The 18,988-nt window shown below is 53.6% G+C and carries 20 protein-coding genes and 2 pseudogenes; 15 read left to right on the top strand and 7 right to left on the bottom strand.

Annotation, left to right across the window (positions count from 1 at the left end; translation table 11 throughout):
- Position 1: 1 nt before the first annotated feature.
- On the bottom strand, positions 2-988 hold the full coding sequence (gene pspF, locus WLO32_RS10695; protein WP_435945174.1) for a phage shock protein operon transcriptional activator: 987 nt from the start codon (positions 986-988) through the stop codon (positions 2-4).
- Positions 989-1,161: 173 nt separating this feature from the next.
- Between pspF and pspA the strand changes: the two genes are divergently transcribed.
- The 7 genes from pspA to tyrR all read left to right on the top strand — a co-directional run bounded on the left by pspA (position 1,162) and on the right by tyrR (position 7,101).
- Positions 1,162-1,833: a phage shock protein PspA gene (pspA, locus tag WLO32_RS10690; RefSeq protein WP_435945173.1), complete on the top strand. Its 672-nt coding sequence runs from the start codon at positions 1,162-1,164 to the stop codon at positions 1,831-1,833.
- Between the two features lie 59 nt (positions 1,834-1,892).
- A complete protein-coding gene (pspB, locus tag WLO32_RS10685; protein WP_121268081.1) occupies positions 1,893-2,120 on the top strand; it encodes an envelope stress response membrane protein PspB in 228 nt (75 codons plus the stop codon).
- On the top strand, positions 2,120-2,479 hold the full coding sequence (gene pspC, locus WLO32_RS10680) for an envelope stress response membrane protein PspC (RefSeq protein WP_435945172.1): 360 nt from the start codon (positions 2,120-2,122) through the stop codon (positions 2,477-2,479). Before pspB ends, pspC begins: the two co-directional genes overlap by 1 nt.
- Positions 2,480-2,574: 95 nt before the next feature.
- Positions 2,575-2,805 (top strand): phage shock protein PspD, encoded by a 231-nt coding sequence (gene pspD / locus WLO32_RS10675; protein ID WP_435945171.1) that lies wholly within the window; start codon positions 2,575-2,577, stop codon positions 2,803-2,805.
- A gap of 115 nt (positions 2,806-2,920) precedes the next feature.
- Positions 2,921-4,318 (top strand): YcjX family protein, encoded by a 1,398-nt coding sequence (locus WLO32_RS10670; protein ID WP_435945170.1) that lies wholly within the window; start codon positions 2,921-2,923, stop codon positions 4,316-4,318.
- On the top strand, positions 4,315-5,379 hold the full coding sequence (locus WLO32_RS10665) for a TIGR01620 family protein (protein ID WP_435945169.1): 1,065 nt from the start codon (positions 4,315-4,317) through the stop codon (positions 5,377-5,379). The genes WLO32_RS10670 and WLO32_RS10665 overlap by 4 nt, the downstream gene beginning before the upstream one ends.
- 159 nt (positions 5,380-5,538) lie before the next feature.
- Entirely contained in the window at positions 5,539-7,101 is a 1,563-nt protein-coding gene (gene tyrR, locus WLO32_RS10660) for a transcriptional regulator TyrR (protein WP_435945168.1), read from the top strand.
- A gap of 37 nt (positions 7,102-7,138) precedes the next feature.
- On the opposite strand, the gene tpx is transcribed toward tyrR, so the two are convergent.
- On the bottom strand, positions 7,139-7,645 hold the full coding sequence (tpx, locus tag WLO32_RS10655) for a thiol peroxidase (RefSeq protein ID WP_435945167.1): 507 nt from the start codon (positions 7,643-7,645) through the stop codon (positions 7,139-7,141).
- 140 nt (positions 7,646-7,785) lie between these two features.
- Here tpx and ycjG point away from each other — a divergent pair, with 140 nt between their 5' ends.
- The gene (gene ycjG, locus WLO32_RS10650; protein WP_435945166.1) at positions 7,786-8,751 is read left to right on the top strand and encodes an L-Ala-D/L-Glu epimerase; all 966 of its coding nucleotides are present in this window, start codon (positions 7,786-7,788) and stop codon (positions 8,749-8,751) included.
- Positions 8,752-8,758: 7 nt separating this feature from the next.
- Here ycjG and mpaA read toward each other — a convergent pair whose 3' ends face one another.
- On the bottom strand, positions 8,759-9,466 hold the full coding sequence (mpaA, locus tag WLO32_RS10645) for a murein tripeptide amidase MpaA (RefSeq protein ID WP_435945165.1): 708 nt from the start codon (positions 9,464-9,466) through the stop codon (positions 8,759-8,761).
- Between the two features lie 266 nt (positions 9,467-9,732).
- Between mpaA and WLO32_RS10640 the strand changes: the two genes are divergently transcribed.
- Positions 9,733-11,352, top strand: coding sequence for a peptide ABC transporter substrate-binding protein (locus tag WLO32_RS10640; RefSeq protein WP_435945164.1), 1,620 nt, complete (start codon positions 9,733-9,735; stop codon positions 11,350-11,352).
- Positions 11,353-11,400: 48 nt separating this feature from the next.
- On the opposite strand, the gene WLO32_RS10635 is transcribed toward WLO32_RS10640, so the two are convergent.
- Positions 11,401-11,499 (bottom strand): YoaK family small membrane protein, encoded by a 99-nt coding sequence (locus tag WLO32_RS10635; protein WP_147402969.1) that lies wholly within the window; start codon positions 11,497-11,499, stop codon positions 11,401-11,403.
- Positions 11,500-11,605: 106 nt separating this feature from the next.
- Here WLO32_RS10635 and WLO32_RS10630 point away from each other — a divergent pair, with 106 nt between their 5' ends.
- Positions 11,606-11,872, top strand: a complete 267-nt coding sequence (locus WLO32_RS10630; protein ID WP_435945163.1) for a DksA/TraR family C4-type zinc finger protein — start codon at positions 11,606-11,608, stop codon at positions 11,870-11,872.
- On the opposite strand, the gene WLO32_RS10625 is transcribed toward WLO32_RS10630, so the two are convergent.
- A complete protein-coding gene (locus WLO32_RS10625; RefSeq protein ID WP_435945162.1) occupies positions 11,869-13,008 on the bottom strand; it encodes a membrane-associated sensor domain-containing protein in 1,140 nt (379 codons plus the stop codon). The two genes, WLO32_RS10630 and WLO32_RS10625, sit on opposite strands and share 4 nt — an antisense overlap.
- A gap of 200 nt (positions 13,009-13,208) precedes the next feature.
- Here WLO32_RS10625 and zntB point away from each other — a divergent pair, with 200 nt between their 5' ends.
- Positions 13,209-14,192, top strand: coding sequence for a zinc transporter ZntB (zntB, locus tag WLO32_RS10620; RefSeq protein WP_435948284.1), 984 nt, complete (start codon positions 13,209-13,211; stop codon positions 14,190-14,192).
- 269 nt (positions 14,193-14,461) lie between these two features.
- On the top strand, positions 14,462-14,611 hold the full coding sequence (locus WLO32_RS10615; RefSeq protein ID WP_435945161.1) for a hypothetical protein: 150 nt from the start codon (positions 14,462-14,464) through the stop codon (positions 14,609-14,611).
- Between the two features lie 34 nt (positions 14,612-14,645).
- Here the strand turns inward: WLO32_RS10615 and ttcA are convergent.
- Together ttcA and WLO32_RS10605 are read right to left on the bottom strand one after the other, a co-directional pair.
- Positions 14,646-15,582 (bottom strand): annotated as a pseudogene (ttcA, locus tag WLO32_RS10610) (tRNA 2-thiocytidine(32) synthetase TtcA).
- 45 nt (positions 15,583-15,627) lie between these two features.
- Positions 15,628-15,927, bottom strand: a pseudogene (locus WLO32_RS10605) (tyrosine-type recombinase/integrase); the annotation flags it as partial.
- A 211-nt stretch (positions 15,928-16,138) separates the two neighbouring features.
- Between WLO32_RS10605 and WLO32_RS10600 the strand changes: the two are divergent.
- The 3 genes from WLO32_RS10600 to WLO32_RS10590 all read left to right on the top strand — a co-directional run bounded on the left by WLO32_RS10600 (position 16,139) and on the right by WLO32_RS10590 (position 18,645).
- The gene (locus tag WLO32_RS10600) at positions 16,139-16,360 is read left to right on the top strand and encodes a hypothetical protein (RefSeq protein ID WP_435945160.1); all 222 of its coding nucleotides are present in this window, start codon (positions 16,139-16,141) and stop codon (positions 16,358-16,360) included.
- 346 nt (positions 16,361-16,706) lie between these two features.
- The gene (locus tag WLO32_RS10595; protein ID WP_435945159.1) at positions 16,707-17,135 is read left to right on the top strand and encodes a hypothetical protein; all 429 of its coding nucleotides are present in this window, start codon (positions 16,707-16,709) and stop codon (positions 17,133-17,135) included.
- Positions 17,107-18,645: an NACHT domain-containing protein gene (locus tag WLO32_RS10590; protein ID WP_435945158.1), complete on the top strand. Its 1,539-nt coding sequence runs from the start codon at positions 17,107-17,109 to the stop codon at positions 18,643-18,645. The genes WLO32_RS10595 and WLO32_RS10590 overlap by 29 nt, the downstream gene beginning before the upstream one ends.
- Positions 18,646-18,988: the final 343 nt, after the last annotated feature.

The raw sequence follows: 18,988 nt of genomic DNA, 5'->3' as shown, positions 1-18,988 counted from the left end.
TTCAGGGCATATTTCCCGCCTGAATAAGATGCTTTTTCATCATGGCGCGCAGCTGGTGATAGGTAAGGCCCAGCAGCTGGGCCGCGCGGCGCTGATTATAGTTCGCCTGCTGCAGGCTGTTTTCCAGCAGCTGTTTCTCCCGATCGTTTTGCCACTGCCGCAGATCGACAGGCAAAGCGGGGAGCGCTGATGATTCAACGGCGGCGACGGGAGCGCGGCGGGCGAAAGGATCGAGAATCACTTCATCAACCGGTTCATCGCTGGTGCCGTGACGATAAACCGAGCGCTCTACCACGTTTTTCAGCTCGCGTATGTTTCCCGGCCAGGCGTAGTTGAGCAAAATTTGCTGCGCTCTTTCGGTAAAGCCCGGGAAGAGGGGAAGCTGCAGCTCCCGACACATCTGAATCGCAAAATGGTCGGCCATCAGCATGATATCCGGCTGCCGTTCGCGCAGCGGCGGCAGGGTGACGACGTCAAAAGCCAGCCTGTCGAGCAGGTCGGCGCGGAACTTGCCTTCCTCGGCCAGGGCGGGCAGATCGGCGTTGGTGGCGCACACCAGCCGCACGTTGACCTGCAAAGGCTGGCTGCCGCCGACGCGCTCAAGCTCGCCGTATTCCACCACCCGCAGCAGCTTTTCCTGCACCATCATCGGCGCGGTTGCCAGCTCATCAAGAAACAGCGTGCCGCCATCCGCGCGTTCAAAGCGGCCGGGGTGGCGCTTTTGCGCGCCGGTAAAGGCGCCGGCCTCGTGGCCGAAAAGCTCGGAGTCAAGCAGGTTATCGTTCAGCGCGGCGCAGTTTAGCGAGATAAAAGGCCCCTGCCAGCGGCGCGACAGAAAGTGCAGACGGTTGGCGATCAGCTCCTTGCCGGTCCCGCGTTCGCCGATCACCAGCACGGGCTTCTCAAGAGGCGCAAGGCGCGAAACCTGCTCCAGCACTTCTAAAAAGCTGTTCGCCTCGCCGATCAGGTTATCTTTATGTTCTGCCATGATGAAATTAACCAACTGTTAGTGAATTTAACCACTATAGTCCGCGTGCGGCGGGAGTCAAACTTAACCATTTATTTAAAAATCAAACAGATAAAAAGTTGGCACGGTAATTGTATTATTCCATACGTGCAGGGTGCCTGGCACCTGAAATAATGACTAAAGAGGATTGAATTATGGGTATTTTTTCTCGTTTTGCCGACATCGTGAACGCCAACATCAACTCGCTGCTGGAAAAAGCGGAAGACCCGCAAAAGCTGGTGCGCCTGATGATTCAGGAAATGGAAGATACGCTCGTTGAAGTGCGTTCCACCTCGGCTCGCGCGCTGGCTGAAAAGAAACAGCTTTCCCGCCGCGTAGAGCAGGCGACGGCCCAGCAGGCTGAATGGCAGGAAAAAGCGGAGCTGGCGCTGCGTAAAGATAAAGAAGATCTGGCCCGTGCGGCGCTGATCGAAAAACAGAAATTAACCGACCTGATCACCACCCTGGAAGACGAAGTGGTGCACGTCGATGAAACCCTGGCGCGTATGAAAAAAGAGATCGGCGAGCTGGAAAATAAACTCAGCGAAACCCGCGCGCGCCAGCAGGCGTTAACGCTGCGCCATCAGGCCGCTTCCTCTTCCCGCGACGTGCGCCGTCAGCTGGATAGCGGTAAGCTGGATGAGGCAATGGCTCGTTTTGAATCTTTCGAACGCCGCATCGACCAGATGGAGTCTGAAGCCGAAAGCCACGCCTTTGGCAAACAGAAAAACCTTGATAGCCAGTTTGCCGAGCTGAAGGCGGATGATGAAATCAGCGAGCAGCTGGCGGCGCTGAAAGCAAAAATGAACGCCCAGGATCGCGGTTAATTTTTCGAACTGCGGCCGTGCGCGGCACGCCGCAGTCGACTGACTTGTAAGGAGTACACATGAGCGCGCTTTTTCTGGCCATACCGTTAACGATTTTCGTGCTGTTTGTCGCCCCCGTCTGGCTGTGGCTGCATTACAACAGCCGCTCCGCGAACGGCGGGCAGCTTTCACAGGGCGAACAACAGCGGCTGGCGCAGCTCACCGAAGAGGCGAAGCGTATGCGTGACCGCATTCAGACGCTTGAGCAGATCCTCGATGCTGAGCACCCGAACTGGAGAGACAAATAATGGTGAATTCATTTTCCGGTCGTAAGTTATGGCGTATCCCTGAGAAAGGGATGCTGAAGGGCGTTTGTGCAGGCATTGCGCAATACCTGGACGTACCAGTAAAACTGATCCGCCTGATCGTTGTTTTATCGATGATTTTTGGCCTGTTCTTCTTTGTGCTGGTGGCCTATATCGCCCTGACGTTTATTCTCGATCCGATGCCGCACGGCGCCGAGGGCGAAGCGATCCCGCCCAGCAGCCGCGGCTTGCTTAATGAAGTGGATGCGCAGCTGGCGGAAGGGGAGCAGCGCCTGCGTTCGATGGAACGCTATATCACATCAGACACCTTCACTTTACGCAGCCGGTTCCGCCAGCTATAACCAACCTGTAGGGCGGATAAGCTGGCACCTTTCTTCGTGGGTGGATAACGCTTCGTTTATCCACCCTACGACTCTATTTAGCATCAGGAGAAACCATGACCACATTTCGCACCGCGAGCCAGAAAGCCAAACCGGGCCTTAAAATCGCCGGCAAACTGGCGCTGCTCGTTGCCTTACGTTACGGCCCGGCAGGAGTTGCGGGATGGGCGGTGAAATCCGTTGCGCGTCGTCCGTTGAAAATGCTGCTGGGGCTGGCCGTCGAGCCGCTGTTAGCGCGCCTGCTGCGCAAAGTGTCCGCACGCTATAACGGAAAAATAACCAAGTAACCTCTTCGTGCTGATTCTTTTTCCTCCTCTTTGATTCGCTATTCACAAACCTTATTTATTACAATCGGTGAAGCCATCTTTCCCGTAGTAACGAACGGGCGCAACAAGGACGCAGATGAACAGAATCAAGAATGAGCTGAACGCTCTTGTGAACCGCGGCGTGGACAGGCACCTGCGGCTTGCGGTCACTGGCCTCAGCCGCAGCGGCAAAACCGCTTTTATCACCGCGATGGTTAACCAGCTGCTGAGCGTCAACAACGGCGCTCGCCTGCCGATGCTTGGCGCCGCGCGCGAAGAGCGCCTGTTGGGCGTTAAGCGCGTGCCGCAGCGCGACTTAGGCATTCAGCGTTTCACTTACGATGAGGGCCTGGCGCAGCTCTACGGCACTCCTCCCGCCTGGCCGACGCCGACCCGCGGCGTCAGTGAAATGCGCCTTGCGCTGCGCTACCGCTCTAATGATTCCCTGCTACGCCACTTCAAAGACACCTCAACCCTGTACCTGGAAATCGTGGATTATCCGGGGGAATGGCTGCTGGATCTGCCGATGCTGGCGCAGGATTATTTAAGCTGGTCGCGCCAGATGACCGGCCTGTTACAGGGCGACCGCGCCGAATGGTCCGCCGCGTGGCGTAAATTATGCGCGGGATTAGATCCCCACGCTCCGGCCGATGAAAACCGCCTGGCGGCCATTTCGGAAGCCTGGACGGATTACCTGCTGCGCTGCAAGCGCGAAGGGCTGCACTTTATTCAGCCGGGCCGTTTTGTGCTGCCGGGCGACATGGCCGGCGCGCCGGCGCTGCAGTTCTTCCCCTGGCCGGACGTCGATAACTTTGGCGAATCCAGGCTCGCCCAGGCCGATAAAACCACCAACCTCGGCATGCTGCGCTCACGCTTTGACTATTACTGCGAAAAGGTGGTGAAGGGATTTTATAAGAATCACTTCCTGCGTTTCGACAGGCAAATCGTGCTGGTGGACTGCCTGCAGCCGCTTAACAGCGGGCCGCAGGCGTTCAACGATATGCGCCTTGCGCTGACCCAGCTGATGCAGAGCTTCCAGTACGGGCAGCGCACCTTATTCCGCCGGCTTTTCTCCCCGGTTATCGACAAGCTGCTGTTTGCGGCCACCAAAGCCGATCACGTGACCGTCGATCAGCACGCCAATATGGTTTCTTTATTGCAGCAGCTGGTGCAGGACGCCTGGCAGAACGCCGCGTTCGAAGGCATAGCCCGTGAATGCATGGGCATCGCCTCGGTGCAGGCAACGCAAAGCGGGCTGGTGGACGTGCAGGGCGAGCAAATTCCTGCGCTGCGGGGAAACCGCTTAAGCGATGGCGCGCCGCTGACGGTATATCCGGGAGAAGTGCCTGCGCGCCTGCCGGGCAGCGCCTTCTGGGAAAAGCAGGGCTTTCAGTTTGAACAGTTCCGCCCGCAGGTAATGGATGTCGACAGGCCGTTGCCCCATATTCGGCTGGATGCGGCGCTGGAATTTTTAATAGGGGATAAACTGCGATGAACGAACCTTTAAAACCGCGCGTCGACTTCGCACAGCCGCTGGATGTGGAAAACGAACAGGCCTACAAGGCGGCCCAGGCCTTTAGCGAATCGGAAGCCGGGAAGTTTACCCCCGCGCTGACGGTTGCTGATGAAGCGGAAGAAGAAAGCCAGGCCGAAGCGGTGGTGGAGGCGGCGCTGCGGCCAAAACGCAGCATCTGGCGCCGTATGGTCACCGCCGGGCTTGGGCTTTTCGGGCTTAGCGTTATCGCTCAGGGCGCGCAGTGGACGCACAACGCCTTCGTCACTCACGACTGGATCGCGCTCGGCGGCGGCATCGCCGGCGGGCTAATAGTCGCCGCCGGCGTCGGCTCTTTAGCGACGGAATGGCGGCGTTTGTGGCGTCTGCGCCAGCGCGCCGAAGAGCGTGACGAAGCCCGGGAGCTGCTCAGCAGCCACAGCATCGGCAAGGGCCGCGCCTTCTGCGAGAAGCTGGCGCGCCAGGCCGGGCTGGACCAGGGCCATCCGGCATTGCAGCGCTGGTACGCGTCGATTCACGAAACGCAAAACGACCGTGAAATCGTCGCGCTTTATGCGCAGCTGGTGCAGCCGGTGCTCGACGGCCAGGCCCGCCGCGAAATCAGCCGTTCCGCCGCGGAATCCACCCTGATGATCGCCGTCAGCCCGCTAGCGCTGGTGGATATGGCGTTTATTGCCTGGCGCAATCTGCGCCTGATTAACCGCATCGCCACGCTGTACGGCATAGAGCTGGGCTATTTCAGCCGCATTCGCCTGTTCCGCCTGGTGCTGCTGAATATCGCCTTTGCCGGCGCCAGCGAACTGGTGCGCGAAGTGGGAATGGACTGGGTAGGACAGGATATTGCCGCCCGCCTGTCGGCGCGCGCCGCGCAGGGGATTGGCGCAGGCCTGCTCACCGCGCGCCTTGGTATCAAAGCCATGGAGCTTTGCCGTCCACTGCCGTGGATGGACGACGATAAGCCCCGTCTTGGCGATTTCCGCCGCCAGCTGCTTGTGCAGCTCAAAGAAACGATAAGCAAGAGCAAAACTAAGCCCGTTTCCTGACACTCGGGTGATGCCGTGACCGTCTGGCTTTACGGCATCGCCCGCATTCATACACTTATCTGTCAACTTTTCTTCACACATCTCTTCTGACCGGCAGGTATCTGGAGTATTATCACTCTACCCAATGATTCCGTTCTAAAGCGAAGAAAGGTCACCTCCATGCGTCTGGAAGTCTTTTGTGAAGACCGCCTTGGTCTGACACGCGAATTACTCGATTTATTAGTGCTGCGTGGCATCGATTTACGAGGCATTGAAATTGACCCGATTGGGCTCATTTACCTGAATTTCTCAACGCTTGAGTTCGACTCATTCAGCAGCCTTATGGCTGAGATTCGTCGCATCCCGGGCGTGAAGGACGTTCGCACCGTGCCGTGGATGCCTTCCGAACGCGAGCATCGGGCGCTGAGCGCGCTGCTCGAAGCCTTGCCCGAACCCGTGCTGTCTTTGGATATGAAAAGCAAAGTCGAGCTGGCCAACCCGGCAAGCTGCGCGCTGTTCGGACAGGGCGAGGATAAGCTGCGCAACCACAACGCGGCGAGCCTGATCAACGGCTTCAATTTTATGCGCTGGCTGGAAGGCGCGCCGGCGGACTCTCACACCGAACATGTGGTCATCAACGGGCAGAATTTCCTGATGGAAATCACGCCGGTGCATCTGGACGGCGAAAATAATCAGCCGATGCTGGTGGGCGCGGTGGTGATGCTGCGCTCCACGGTGCGTATGGGCCGCCAGCTGCAAAATATCACCCAGGCCGACACCAGCGCGTTTAGCCAGATAATCGCCGTTAGCCCGAAAATGCGCCACGTCGTCGAGCAGGCGCATAAGCTGGCGCTGCTGAACGCTCCGCTGTTAATCGTCGGCGATACCGGCACCGGTAAAGATTTGCTCGCTCATGCCTGCCATCTCAGCAGCCCGCGCGCGCAAAAACCCTATCTGGCGCTTAACTGCGGTTCGATGCCGGATGACGTGGTTGAAAGCGAGCTGTTCGGCCACGCGCCGGGGGCCTATGCTAACGCCGTCGAAGGGAAAAAAGGCTTCTTCGAGCAGGCGAACGGCGGCTCGGTGTTGCTTGACGAAATCGGCGAAATGTCGCCGCGCATGCAGACCAAGCTGCTGCGTTTTCTCAACGACGGCACCTTCCGCCGCGTGGGGGAAGAGCATGAGGTTCATGTCGATGTGCGCGTGATTTGCGCGACGCAGAAAAACCTGGTGGAGCTGGTGCAAAAAGGCGAGTTCCGCGAGGATCTGTATTATCGCCTCAACGTGCTGACGCTCAATCTGCCGCCGCTGCGCGACCGTCCGCAGGATATTATGCCGCTTACCGAACTGTTTGTGGCGCGCTTTGCCGATGAACAGGGCGTGCCGCGTCCGAAACTGGCCGGCGATCTGAGCAACGTATTAACGCGTTACGGCTGGCCCGGCAACGTACGCCAGTTGAAAAACGCTATTTACCGCGCGTTAACCCAGCTGGAAGGTTACGAGCTGCGTCCGCAGGATATCCTGCTGCCCGATTTTGATACCGCAAGCCTGGCCGTCGGGGAAGAAGCGATGGAGGGGACGCTGGATGATATTTCGCGCCGCTTTGAGCGTTCGGTGCTGACCCAGCTTTATCGTACTTATCCAAGCACGCGTAAGCTGGCAAAACGACTTGGCGTCTCCCATACGGCGATTGCCAATAAGCTGCGGGAATATGGCCTGAGCCAGCGTAAAACCGAAGAGTAATCCTTTTAATGTCCCCCGTAAGGGGGACATTCACACCTTAAGCCTTCAGGGCTTCCAGCGCCGCGGCGTAATCCGGCTCGTTAGTAATTTCGTTCACTAACTGGCTGAATACCACCTCATCCTTTTCGTCGATCACAATGACCGCGCGAGCCGTCAGGCCTTTTAACGCGCCTTCGGCGATGCCTACGCCGTAAGCCTGCTGGAACTCAGGGTTACGCAGGGTGGACAGGGTGATAACGTTGCTCAGGCCTTCCGCGCCGCAGAAGCGGGACTGGGCGAACGGCAGGTCGGCGGAGACGCACAGAACCACGGTGTTATCCAGCTCGGTCGCCAGCTGGTTGAATTTACGCACGGACGCGGCGCAAACGCCGGTGTCGATGCTTGGGAAAATGTTCAGCACTTTACGTTTGCCCGCGAACTGGCTCAGCGCAACGTCAGAGAGATCTTTTGCGACCAGCGAGAAGGCCGCGGCTTTGCTGCCGGCCTGTGGGATTTGACCTGCAACCGCAACCGGGTTGCCCTGGAAATGAACGAGTTGTGACATGTTTGATTTTCCTTTTTACATATAATTAACGCCGCATGCAGTGTATTCCAGGATTCACCGGTTGAATATAAAAAACTGATACTGCACGTAAAAGTGTTCACTCCTATACTGAGCAAAAACCCCCGTTGACAAGGTTAATAATGAGAACAGTTAAGGTTTATCAGGAAGCATGGCCGTTACATACGCCCTTTGTCATCTCGCGCGGCACGCGCAGCGAGGCGGCCGTGGTGGTGGTTGAACTCGAAGAAGACGGCATCAAAGCCGTCGGGGAATGTACGCCTTATCCGCGCTACGGCGAAAGCGAGGCCTCGGTGCTGGCGCAGATCGCTACGCTAATCCCGCAGCTGGAGCTTGGGATGACGCGCGAAGAGCTGCAGCGGGCCTTGCCGGCGGGAGCCGCGCGTAACGCAGTGGACAGCGCATTATGGGATTTGGAAGCGCGGCGTAATGGCGCTTCCGTTTCACATCTTGCCGGCATCGAACTGCCGGAGATGATAACCACCGCGCAGACGGTGAGCATTGGTTCACCTGAACAGATGGCCGACGCCGCCGCGTTACTGTGGCGCAAGGGCGCACGTTTGCTGAAGGTGAAGCTCGACGATCGTCTGATTACCGAACGCATGGTGGCCATTCGCGCCGCGGTGCCGGAAGCCGTGCTGATCGTCGACGCCAACGAAGCCTGGCGCAGCGAAGGCTTAGCCGCGCGCTGCCAGCTGCTGGCCGATTTAAACGTTGCGATGCTCGAACAGCCTCTTCCCGCCGGTGAGGACAGCGCGCTGGCAAACTTCATCCATCCGCTGCCGATTTGCGCTGATGAAAGCTGCCACACGCGTGAAAGCCTGGCCGCGCTGAAGGGGCGCTATGAAATAGTGAACGTCAAGCTGGATAAAACCGGCGGCCTGACCGAGGCGCTGGCTTTAACGCAGGCGGCGCGCGAGCAGGGCTTTGATGTGATGCTTGGCTGCATGCTTTGTACTTCCCGCGCCATCGCCGCCGCGTTGCCGCTGGCGGCGATTGTCCGCTTCGCCGACCTGGATGGGCCGACGTGGCTGGCGGTGGATGTCGAGCCGGCCCTGCATTTCGAAAATGGAAAACTTTATCCTTAACGGACGGCTATCGATGCCAGTGCAGTAGCCCCATCATCGCGTCAAGGTAACGCTCGCAGGCTTCGTCGGCCGAAACGGGCGGAAATTCTGCCGTGATGCACGGCAGATTAAGATCCGCGCACCAGCTGCCAAAAGAGCCCGGCGTTTCATAGCCGACGCTCGTTACCAGCGGCAGCGCAAAGGCCTGCGCCAGCCAGTTGCCCAGCAGAGAATTAGCGGGATCTTCAATGCAGCCGAGAGGATCGTGAAAGGAAACGACCCAGGCCGGCTGCAGCGAGTGAATCAGCCGGCACAGGGCCGCGGTTTCCGGCTCGGAGCCGGGTTTTTCGCCGGTCGATAACACCACGTCGCGCTGCTCGGCGCTGCTGTTCCAGCGGTAGACCGTTTCGCCCGCCTTCCAGTTTGCCGAGGGAAAATTACGGTTCAGGTCGACGCCGTTGGCGTTGGCGCGCAGGCCAAGCTGGCAGCCATCCGGATTGACCGCCAGCACAACGTGATGACGGCGGTATTTTGACTCAAGCGTGCGCAGTGCGCAGGAAAGCGTGACTACCGCCGCGTTTTCATCACCGTGCGTTCCGGCAATGATCAAACCGCTGCGCGTCTCGCTCGGGCTTGCCGGGAACCACAGCAAAGGCGCGCCAAAAACAGACTTACCGTAGCGCTCGCTGCCCGAAGGCAGATGACCGCGCTGTGGGCGAGGGCGATGACCTGGCATAGAAATCCTTATACAAGTCGAATGGTTGCAACATTAATAGCAGTGTTTAGCAAAAATCTCATCTGAAACAACCGGCTGCCTTGTCGTTCACCGGCCCGAGCGTCCGGTGACGATGACCGCGCTCAAGTTATAAGAATTTAATTGGCTCCGGCGGTTGCATTGCGGCATGTTGTTTGCTTTTCTGATTGTCAAAACAAGCAATTGCGCTTCATTTCCTCTCAATGACAGGCGTGCGCTTAACGCCGAAAGTACTCTTAAGGTAACTGATGAAAAAAACTTTTCGTATTACCTGCTGCGCGCTGGCCGTAGCCTGCACTTTTTCGACGGCCCGGGCGGCGGACGTACCTGCCGGGACCCGGCTTGCGCCCAATCAGGAGCTGGTGCGTCATATTAAGGATGAGCCTGCGTCATTAGATCCCGCTAAAGCGGTCGGCCTGCCGGAAATCCAGGTCATCCGCGATCTTTTCGAAGGCCTGGTGAATGAGAATGAGAAAGGCGAACTGATTCCGGGGGTCGCGACAAAATGGCGCAGTAATGATAACCGCACCTGGACCTTTACCCTGCGTGACGATGCCCGCTGGTCTGACGGCTCCCCGGTCACCGCGGAGGATTTCGTTTACAGCTGGCAGCGCCTGGTCGATCCGGCAAATACCTCTCCGTTTGCCTGGTTTGCGGACCTTGCGGGCATCACCAATGCCCAGGCCATCATCGATGGCAAAATGCCCGCGGATAAGCTGGGCGTAACGGCGGTCGATGCCCACACGCTGCGCGTTCAGCTCGACAGGCCGGTAGCCTATTTTCCGAGCCTGACGGCGAACTTCTCGCTCTATCCGGTTCCCAAAGCCACGGTGGAAAAGCTGGGGCCGGACTGGATTAAGCCCGGCAATCTCGTTGGCAACGGCGCCTTTACCCTGGCCGAGCGCGTGGTAAACGAAAAGCTGGTATTAACGCCGAATAAAAGCTACTGGGATAACGGCAAGACCGTCCTGACCAAAGTAACCTTTATCCCTATTAACCAGGAAACCGCGGCAACCAAACGCTACCTGGCAGGCGACATTGATATCACGGAATCCTTCCCGAAAATCATGTACCAGAAGCTGAAGAAGGATATTCCCGACCAGGTTTACACGCCGCAGCAGCTCGGCACCTATTATTACGCCTTCAATACGCAAAAAGGCCCCACCGCGGATGCGCGGGTCCGCCTTGCGTTGAGCATGACCATCGACCGCAGGTTGCTGGCGGAGAAGGTGCTGGGGACCGGCGAAAAACCAGCCTGGCGCTTTACGCCGGACGTCACGGCGGGCTTTAAGCCCGATCCTTCGCCGTTTGAGCAGATGAGCCAGGCGGAGCTGAACGCGCAGGCGAAGACGCTGCTGCGCGCGGCAGGCTATGACGCCAGTAAGCCGCTTAAGCTCTCGCTGCTGTATAACACCTCGGAAAACCACCAGAAAATAGCCATTGCGGTGGCCTCCATGTGGAAGAAAAACCTTGGCGTCGAGGTGAAATTACAAAACCAGGAGTGGAAAACCTATATCGACAGCCGGCATAGCGGCAATTTCGATGTGATTCGCGCCAACTGGATAGGGGATTACAACGAGCCTTCGACCTTCCTGTCGCTGATGACCTCAACGCACAGCGGCAATATCGCGCGCTTTAATTCACCGGCCTATGACAAGGTAATGACGCAGGCAAGCCAGCAGGTGTCGGAGGCTGAACGCAATAAATACTATAACCAGGCGGAAAGAATCATCCAGGAACAGGCGCCTATCGCCCCGGTTTATCAGTACACCAACGGCCGCCTGATCAAGCCGTGGCTGAAGGGGTATCCGATCAACAACCCGGAAGATATGGCCTACAGCCGCACGATGTATATCCTGGCGCACTAGGCATAAAATTTTTACCTCCCCGGGCTCATGTAATTTTACATGAGCCTTTTAACCTGCCGACGTCGCATAGCCGCCAACAATAAACCAGGTAATAAAAACAATCGCCGAGATGATAATCGCTATCGGAAAGAGGATGCCTATTTTCATTTTTTCCTTCAGGGGCTGAGTGTGATTAACGGAGCATACTAAAGAACCCCGCCAGGAAAGGCTATAATTGTCTTTTAATCCCTTTGATAGCCACACGAGGTGACAAATGGCATCAGGCTGGGCACATGACGACGCGGTGCAGGAGCAGATTGACAGCACGATAGACGATGCCGTTGCCCGCGCGCGCAGCGAATTACCAAAAGGGGAAAGCCTCACGCACTGCGAAGAGTGCGGGGAGCCTATCCCTGAACAACGTCGTAAAGCGATTCCCGGCGTGCGGCTGTGCGTAAAATGCCAGCAGGAAGAGGACGCCCGCAGGGCCACTTTCTCCGGCTATAACCGCCGCGGCTCGAAAGACAGCCAGCTGCGCTAGCCGGAATAATAATGCCAGCGGTTTCTCCCCGCATTTTTTGCCTGATAGAGCGCCGCATCGGCTTCGGCGATAAGCCGAATGGCCGAGGAGCCCTGCACGCCGCTGGCGATGCCCTGGCTTAACGTTACGAAGGGAGAGACGGAAGAGCTTTTATGCTCCATACCCAGCTCCTGCAGGTTCATTTTTATTCGTTCCGCAATCGCCTCCGCCTGCTGTCGTGAGGTGTCCGGCAGCAGCATAATGAACTCTTCGCCGCCAAAACGCGCCACCATATCCTGACCGTTGCGCGCCGCGCTTTCCAGGCAGCGCGCAACCTTTATCAGGCATTCATCTCCCGCCTGATGGCCGTAGCTGTCGTTGTACTTCTTGAAGTGGTCGACATCGAGCATGATGAGCGCAAGTTCAGCATGGGTTTGCTGCAGGCGTTGAATCTCTTTATCCAGCAGTAGCTGGAATGCGCGCCTGTTGGCGATGCCGGTCAGCGGGTCCCGGTTGGCCAGCAGCTTTAGCTGGCTTATTAAGTCGACATTTTCCTGCTCGCGACGAATGGCGAGCACAAACCAGCTGCGCAGCGTTCGCCTTCCTGACTCAAACAGCGCCGCCATCAGCACGTATAAGATCGCGTTCAAAGCGGTGAGCGTGGAAGGATAGACGAAGTTACATATCAGAATCACCAGCCAAATCGGCAGGGTAAAGCTGAGCAGCACGCGCCCGTCAAAGTACAGCGAAATCAGCGCGGTAAAAATAAGCAGCGCCGAGAACGGAAAAACAATCCTCACGTCGCCGCTGGCGATAAAGACGTAGAAACACAGCGCCCAGAGCCCGCTGAGGCACATCATCGTCCCGTGCGTCAGTTTGCTCAGCCAGGGCGCCTGCTGGTCGGGTGCCATGCGCAGAATAAATATAACCGCCGCGGAGATGGCCAGCACCAGCACCATTGAAACTTCCAGCAGGTGCCGGGGATGGTGCGGTCCGGCGGCCAGGCTTTGCGGCGAAAAATAATTTCGCCCAAGGATAAAAGCAGAAAACAGGATATTCACCCAAAGAAACCAGATGCCGCTTACGTTGATCGCGTGCTGGCGTATCATGCTGAGGCGCAAGTCAAAATCGGGGCATGCTTTACGTCTGTCTGACAAACTCTTCTCCTGAACCGCGTAAATAAGAGATATCGCTTTGCGATTAACTGTAGCCTGTGTCGCTATCTTGTCTAATGGTGAAGCGGGAGTAAATGCCTTTTCTTTAATTAATTCAGCACGTTTGCTTACAGATGCAGGTTGATTAACAAAACAAGATGGCTAGACTGACAGGAGGTCTTTGTCTGGTTGGGGGAAAAGAAGTGGAAGTGATGAAAGGGTCCGAGCTCAATGTGCCTGATGCCGTATTCGCCTGGCAGCTGGACGGGCAGGGCGGCGTAAAACCGATTGCAAGCGACACCGTCATCGATCGCGAGCATCCATGCTGGCTGCATCTCAATTACACCAATCGTGACAGCGCAGAGTGGCTGGCGACGACGCCGCTGCTGCCAAATTATGTACGGGATGCGCTGGCGGGGGAAAGCCTGCGCCCGCGCGTGTCCCGGGTCGGTGAAGGCACATTAATCACCTTGCGCTGCATTAACGGCAGCACCGATGAGCGCCCCGACCAGCTTGTCGCTATGCGGCTGTATATGGACGAACGTCTTATCGTCTCTACGCGTCAGCGGCAGGTGCTGGCGCTTGACGACGTGGTTAACGATTTGCATGAGGGCACCGGTCCTACGGATTGCGGCAGCTGGCTGGTGGACGTTTGCGATGCGTTGACCGATCACGCCAGCGAATTTATCGAACAGCTGCATGACAAAATCATCGATCTCGAAGATAACCTGCTCGATCAGCAAATACCGCCGCGCGGTTTCCTGGCGCTGCTGCGCAAGCAGCTGATCGTGATGCGTCGTTATATGGCGCCGCAGCGGGACGTTTACGCGCGTTTATCAAGCGAGCGGCTGTCCTGGATGAGCGATGATAACCGCCGCCGCATGCAGGATATCTCAGACCGTTTAGGACGCGGGCTGGATGAAATCGATTCCTGCATAGCCCGTACGGCGGTTATGACGGACGAAATCGCGCAGGTGATGCAGGAGGCGATGGGGCGGCGAACCTATACCATGTCGCTGATGGCGATGGTGTTTTTACCCAGCACCTTTCTTACCGGCCTGTTCGGCGTAAACCTTGGCGGCATTCCGGGCGGGGCGTGGCATTTCGGCTTCAGCCTGTTCTGCATTATGTTGGTGGTTCTTATTGGCGGTGTTGCCTGGTGGTTACATCGTAGTAAATGGTTGTAAAATTTCGTCTTTTTAAAAGCGGCGCGGCTAAAAAAGGCCGTCTAATTTGAGCGAAGTCAATAAACTCTGGCGCCGTTAGGGGCAATATCTCTCCTGCAGGTGAATGCAACGTCAAGCGATGGGCGTTGCGCTCCATATTGTCTTACTTCCTTTTTTTAGAATTACTGCATAGCACAATTGATTCGTACGATGCCGACTTTAACAGTCGGCTTTTTTTTGTCTGCGATTTGTTGTCTATGCTTAAAGGGAGAACTAAACAGGAGGAGTTTATGACCTATCACCAAGGCATATTGATGAGCGACCCGGTTCCCACCGATCCGGTGCCGGTTCCAGACCCTATTCCAAAACCGCAGCCGATACCCGATCCACCTGTCGACCCCGATCCGAAACCTATCATCGACCCGCCGCCGCACATGTAAAGGGTTCCCTCTCCGTTACGGAGAGGGAGAAAGCTTATTTGATTTCCAGCACGTCCAGACGCTGCAGCGGGGTTTCGCTGTCGTCTTCTTCCGGCTGCCAGCCGATTGGCTGCATCGGCAGCTCTTCACGATCGAACGCCAGATCGCCACCGTCCACGACCTCCGCGCCGTGCTGAAGGCCTTTGAAGTCGAACATTTCGGTATCGCACAGGTGCGAAGGCACCACGTTTTGCATCGCGCTGAACATGGTTTCGATACGGCCCGGATAGCGTTTATCCCAGTCGCGCAGCATTTCGCCGATGACCTGACGCTGCAGATTAGGCTGTGAGCCGCACAGGTTGCACGGAATGATTGGGTACTCGCGCGCGGTGGCGAAACGCTCAATGTCTTTCTCGCGGCAGTAGGCCAGAGGACGAATAACGATGTGCTTGCCATCGTCGCTCATCAGCTTCGGCGGCATGCCTTTCATCTTGCCGCCGTAGAACATATTAAGGAACAGCGTTTGCAGGATGTCGTCACGGTGATGGGCCAAGGGCGATTTTAGTGGCGCCGAGCTCGGTGGCCGTGCGATATAAAATGCCGCGGCGCAGGCGGGAACATAAAGAGCAGGTAGTCTTACCTTCCGGGATCTTGTCTTTTACGATGCCGTAGGTGTTCTCTTCGACAATCTTATACTCAACGCCGATGCTCTCCAGATAGGCCGGCAGGATATGCTCCGGGAAGCCGGGCTGTTTCTGATCGAGGTTAACCGCCACCAGGCTGAAGCTGATTGGGGCGCTTTGCTGCAGGTTACGCAGAATTTCCAGCATGGTGTAGCTGTCTTTACCGCCGGAGAGGCAAACCATAATGCGGTCGCCGTCTTCAATCATATTGTAATCAGCAATAGCCTCACCAACGTTACGGCGCAGACGTTTTTGTAATTTGTTCAGATTGTACTGTTCTTTCTTATTAACCTGTTGATTTTCTTGCATATATTTTTGTCGTTTGTTCTTTCGGGGACACTATAGGGGCAAAGCCTACAATGCGAGTTTCTCGTTGAGCATGTTGATCTGGTCGCCGCTGAGGTCCTGAATCCACTTTGAGTAAATGTCGTAGACCATCCGGGCGTTTTCATGTCCCATCTGTTCGGCTATGAATGATGGGTTCGCCCCGGCTGATAACATCCAGTACGCATAAGTATGCCGCGTATGGTACGGATTACGGCGGCGAATGCCAGCACGTTTTACAGCTGCGTTCCAGCGGGCGCCAATGGACGACAGCGCATAGTGCGGAGCCTGTACTCCTTTACGTACCCGCGGCATGAAAACAAAGTGCAACATCTAGGCCTCTCGCTGATTATCACGACTACCTGACCTTGATTGATATTGGCATGACCTGACCGTGGAGCATGTATCCGGTAACCTGAAACGCCTAGCTAAAGAGATCAGCATGCCAGTACTTGTTCCCGCTGTCCCTGCAGGTCGAGCTGCGTCCTAACAAACGTCCCAATAACTCTGATCTGCGCGACTCAGACAGGACATGGTAATCATGCTCTACTGGGATGTGGTCTACAACGAAGACTCACCGACTGCGCCATTCGCGGAAATTATCGTGACGAAAAACCGGTTCGGCACCTTGGGCACCGTCTACCAGAAATTCACGCACGGCCACTTTTCGCCATGCGATCAGACGCAGGCGTGCAATGCATCGCGGCAGAGCGCAACCACTAAACAGCCAAGCCGCCGTTACGCCTCCGGCGCTGACGTGTGAGGAAGTCGCAGATGAACAGTGAAAATAAAATTTTCGGGAGCACACGTCCATGAACAACGAACATAATCGAGAACTGGTGAGAGCAGGCCACGAACTGGCGAAATGTCTTGATGATGACGTCGTCGCGCTAGATGAGATTCAGGCGCAGCTTATTGAGTTTCAGAGCAGAGCCAGCGTATAGCAGATTCGCGCATAAGCATGGATTAAAACATTGGAAGTTCAAAAAGTTTCTAAGATATACTATCGTTTAATGCACTTATGGTTTCTTTAGGCAACGATAAGTATATGGCATATTAAATTTTAAATCGTCAAGAGTTAATCTTATAACCTAAAAGGATTTATAAAGATGCTAGAGACAGTTGTAACATCTTCGATGGCTTTGGTCGGTAAGGCAGTTATCAATCATGGTACTAAAAACGCACTAGACCTCCTTGTAAAAAAAATTAAAGAACAGAAATGGAAACATGGAAGTGAAATAGGTAAATCCATTTACAATGATATAGTTGACAATGATAAGACATATTTAAAATATATTGATATTTGCATTTCAAAGTACCTTTTTTCATATACGATATTAGATCCTGAGCAAAAGAAAAATCTAAGTGATATTTATCACCCTATAAAAATAAAGAAAGTTGTGAAAGACTCGGAATCTAAAATGGTATTAATCAATGATGATTTTTTCATTAATGATAAAAACATAACCAACATATCAGGAACAGCAGGCCCAAGGCAAGAGCACAATATTGAGAAAGATTCTAATAAATCATATTGAGCACGGCGAAAAATTACCATTTTTTTTGAATCTTAGCACCATTCAACATGAAAGTATTAAATCTGAATTATTAAACTTAATGGAGCGCATCGGACTTTCATTAGATGAAAAGAAAATGGATGCATTATTAAAATCTGAAAAAATCATTGTTTTTTTAGATGGTTTTGATGAGTTACCTATAGCAAAAAGGGATGGGATACTCAAGGAGGTTATGAAATTAAATGAGGATTTTTCTCTTCAGTTAATAACCACATCGAGACCTGATACTAAAATTTGTGACACTGCCGGTATTATTCAATATAAAGTATCGTCTTTAGATTTTTCCGATATTTTAGAGATTGTAAAGAAAAGTGGTGTTAATTTAGATATAAAGGCAGTTGAAAGATCGTTGTCATTAAATAGAAGGTTTGCGGATTCATTAAATACTCCTATTTTAGTGGTGCTATTTATTAAATGCTTCCCATTTATGAATATCATCCCGAATGATACAATAGATTTTTATAAAAGCATCTTCGATGTTATGTATGAAACCCATGATAAAGCAAAAAGATTTCTCGACAGAGATAAGAGAATAAAAGATATAACAAGAACAGTATCATACGACTTCTTTTGCGCACTATGTTTTGTGAGCCTATTCGATGAAATCACTTCGTTCAGTGAGAAACAATTAGAAGATAAACTGATGGAAGCAATGGAATTAGTTGATCCTGAATTTATCAAAAGGGGCGTATCTCAAAGGAAATATGCTAATGATTTTATGCATGATTTAATTGATATTACATCCCTTATAGCTAAAGACTCGGATGATAGTTATATATATAGTCATAAATCAATACAAGAATTCCATGCCGCTGAGTTTATAAAAAATCAACCCTCGAGCAATAATGCCAAGTTAGAATATTGTCAAATAATCACAAGGAGTTTATTGGATTCAGAGATTATGTTAAGTGCTATTGATTTTCTAACAAAAATTGATAAAACAGATTCAATTAATTATATATTAAAGCCATATTGCGAATCTCTTAATTTTGAAGTGCAAGGCGGGGATATTATTGCTAGCAATGAAGCATTGGATAATTATATTGATCATCAATTTAAAGATACATTTATAGCATTTATGCCTAAAGGTAAATTTGGCGATGTTCGAGATATGGGTATTGAGCATATTACAAAAGCCAGCAAGAAAGATGGAAGGGTAATAATTGGTCCAACTTCGGAGTTTTTACCTATATTTAATGTGTTCTCTATTAACTTAAAAGATGATTATATAAGTGATTTGATAAACAAAATTGCCATTTCTAAATCCACTATTAATTATTTAATGACTAAAAATAAGTTTGAGAAAATGCCAATTGTGGTTTACTTTAAAAACCTTAGCGAAGGTGAAAAACAAGAAATTAGGAGTAATATTAGGATAAAGATTAATGACTTTTGTAGGGTTTATTTTAAAGATGAATATAATAAAATAACCAAAAAACGTACTACATTTATGGAAAGGTATAAGAAATGAATGAAATATATATTGAAAATATAAATTTTTCTTAATGTTTTGAACCCTTAATGGGAATCTTTAAGTGTTTCGGTGATTTATTATTATCTGTCCTCATCCGGATGTCAGCCTGAACAACTGACACCCGGCTATTCGTGCCACGGAGAACACCATGGCGCAGCGAGCGCGCTGACGCAGTTCGGCGACAAGAAAATTGCGGACATCATCAGCGAGATTGGCATAGGCCACTCGCTCGGTGAAACGCAGCGCCAGATCGTTCGGCGGTTAACGTCGCTGGGCGTATCACACGAAAAGCAGGGCGCCCGGCGGTCGGTCCGGATGGTACGCAGCAGGTCAGCAGCAA

It is taken from the genome of Dryocola mayonis, assembly GCF_051307045.1.
Classification (GTDB): Bacteria; Pseudomonadota; Gammaproteobacteria; order Enterobacterales; family Enterobacteriaceae; genus Dryocola.
This window is presented reverse-complemented; position numbering and strand designations above follow the sequence as displayed.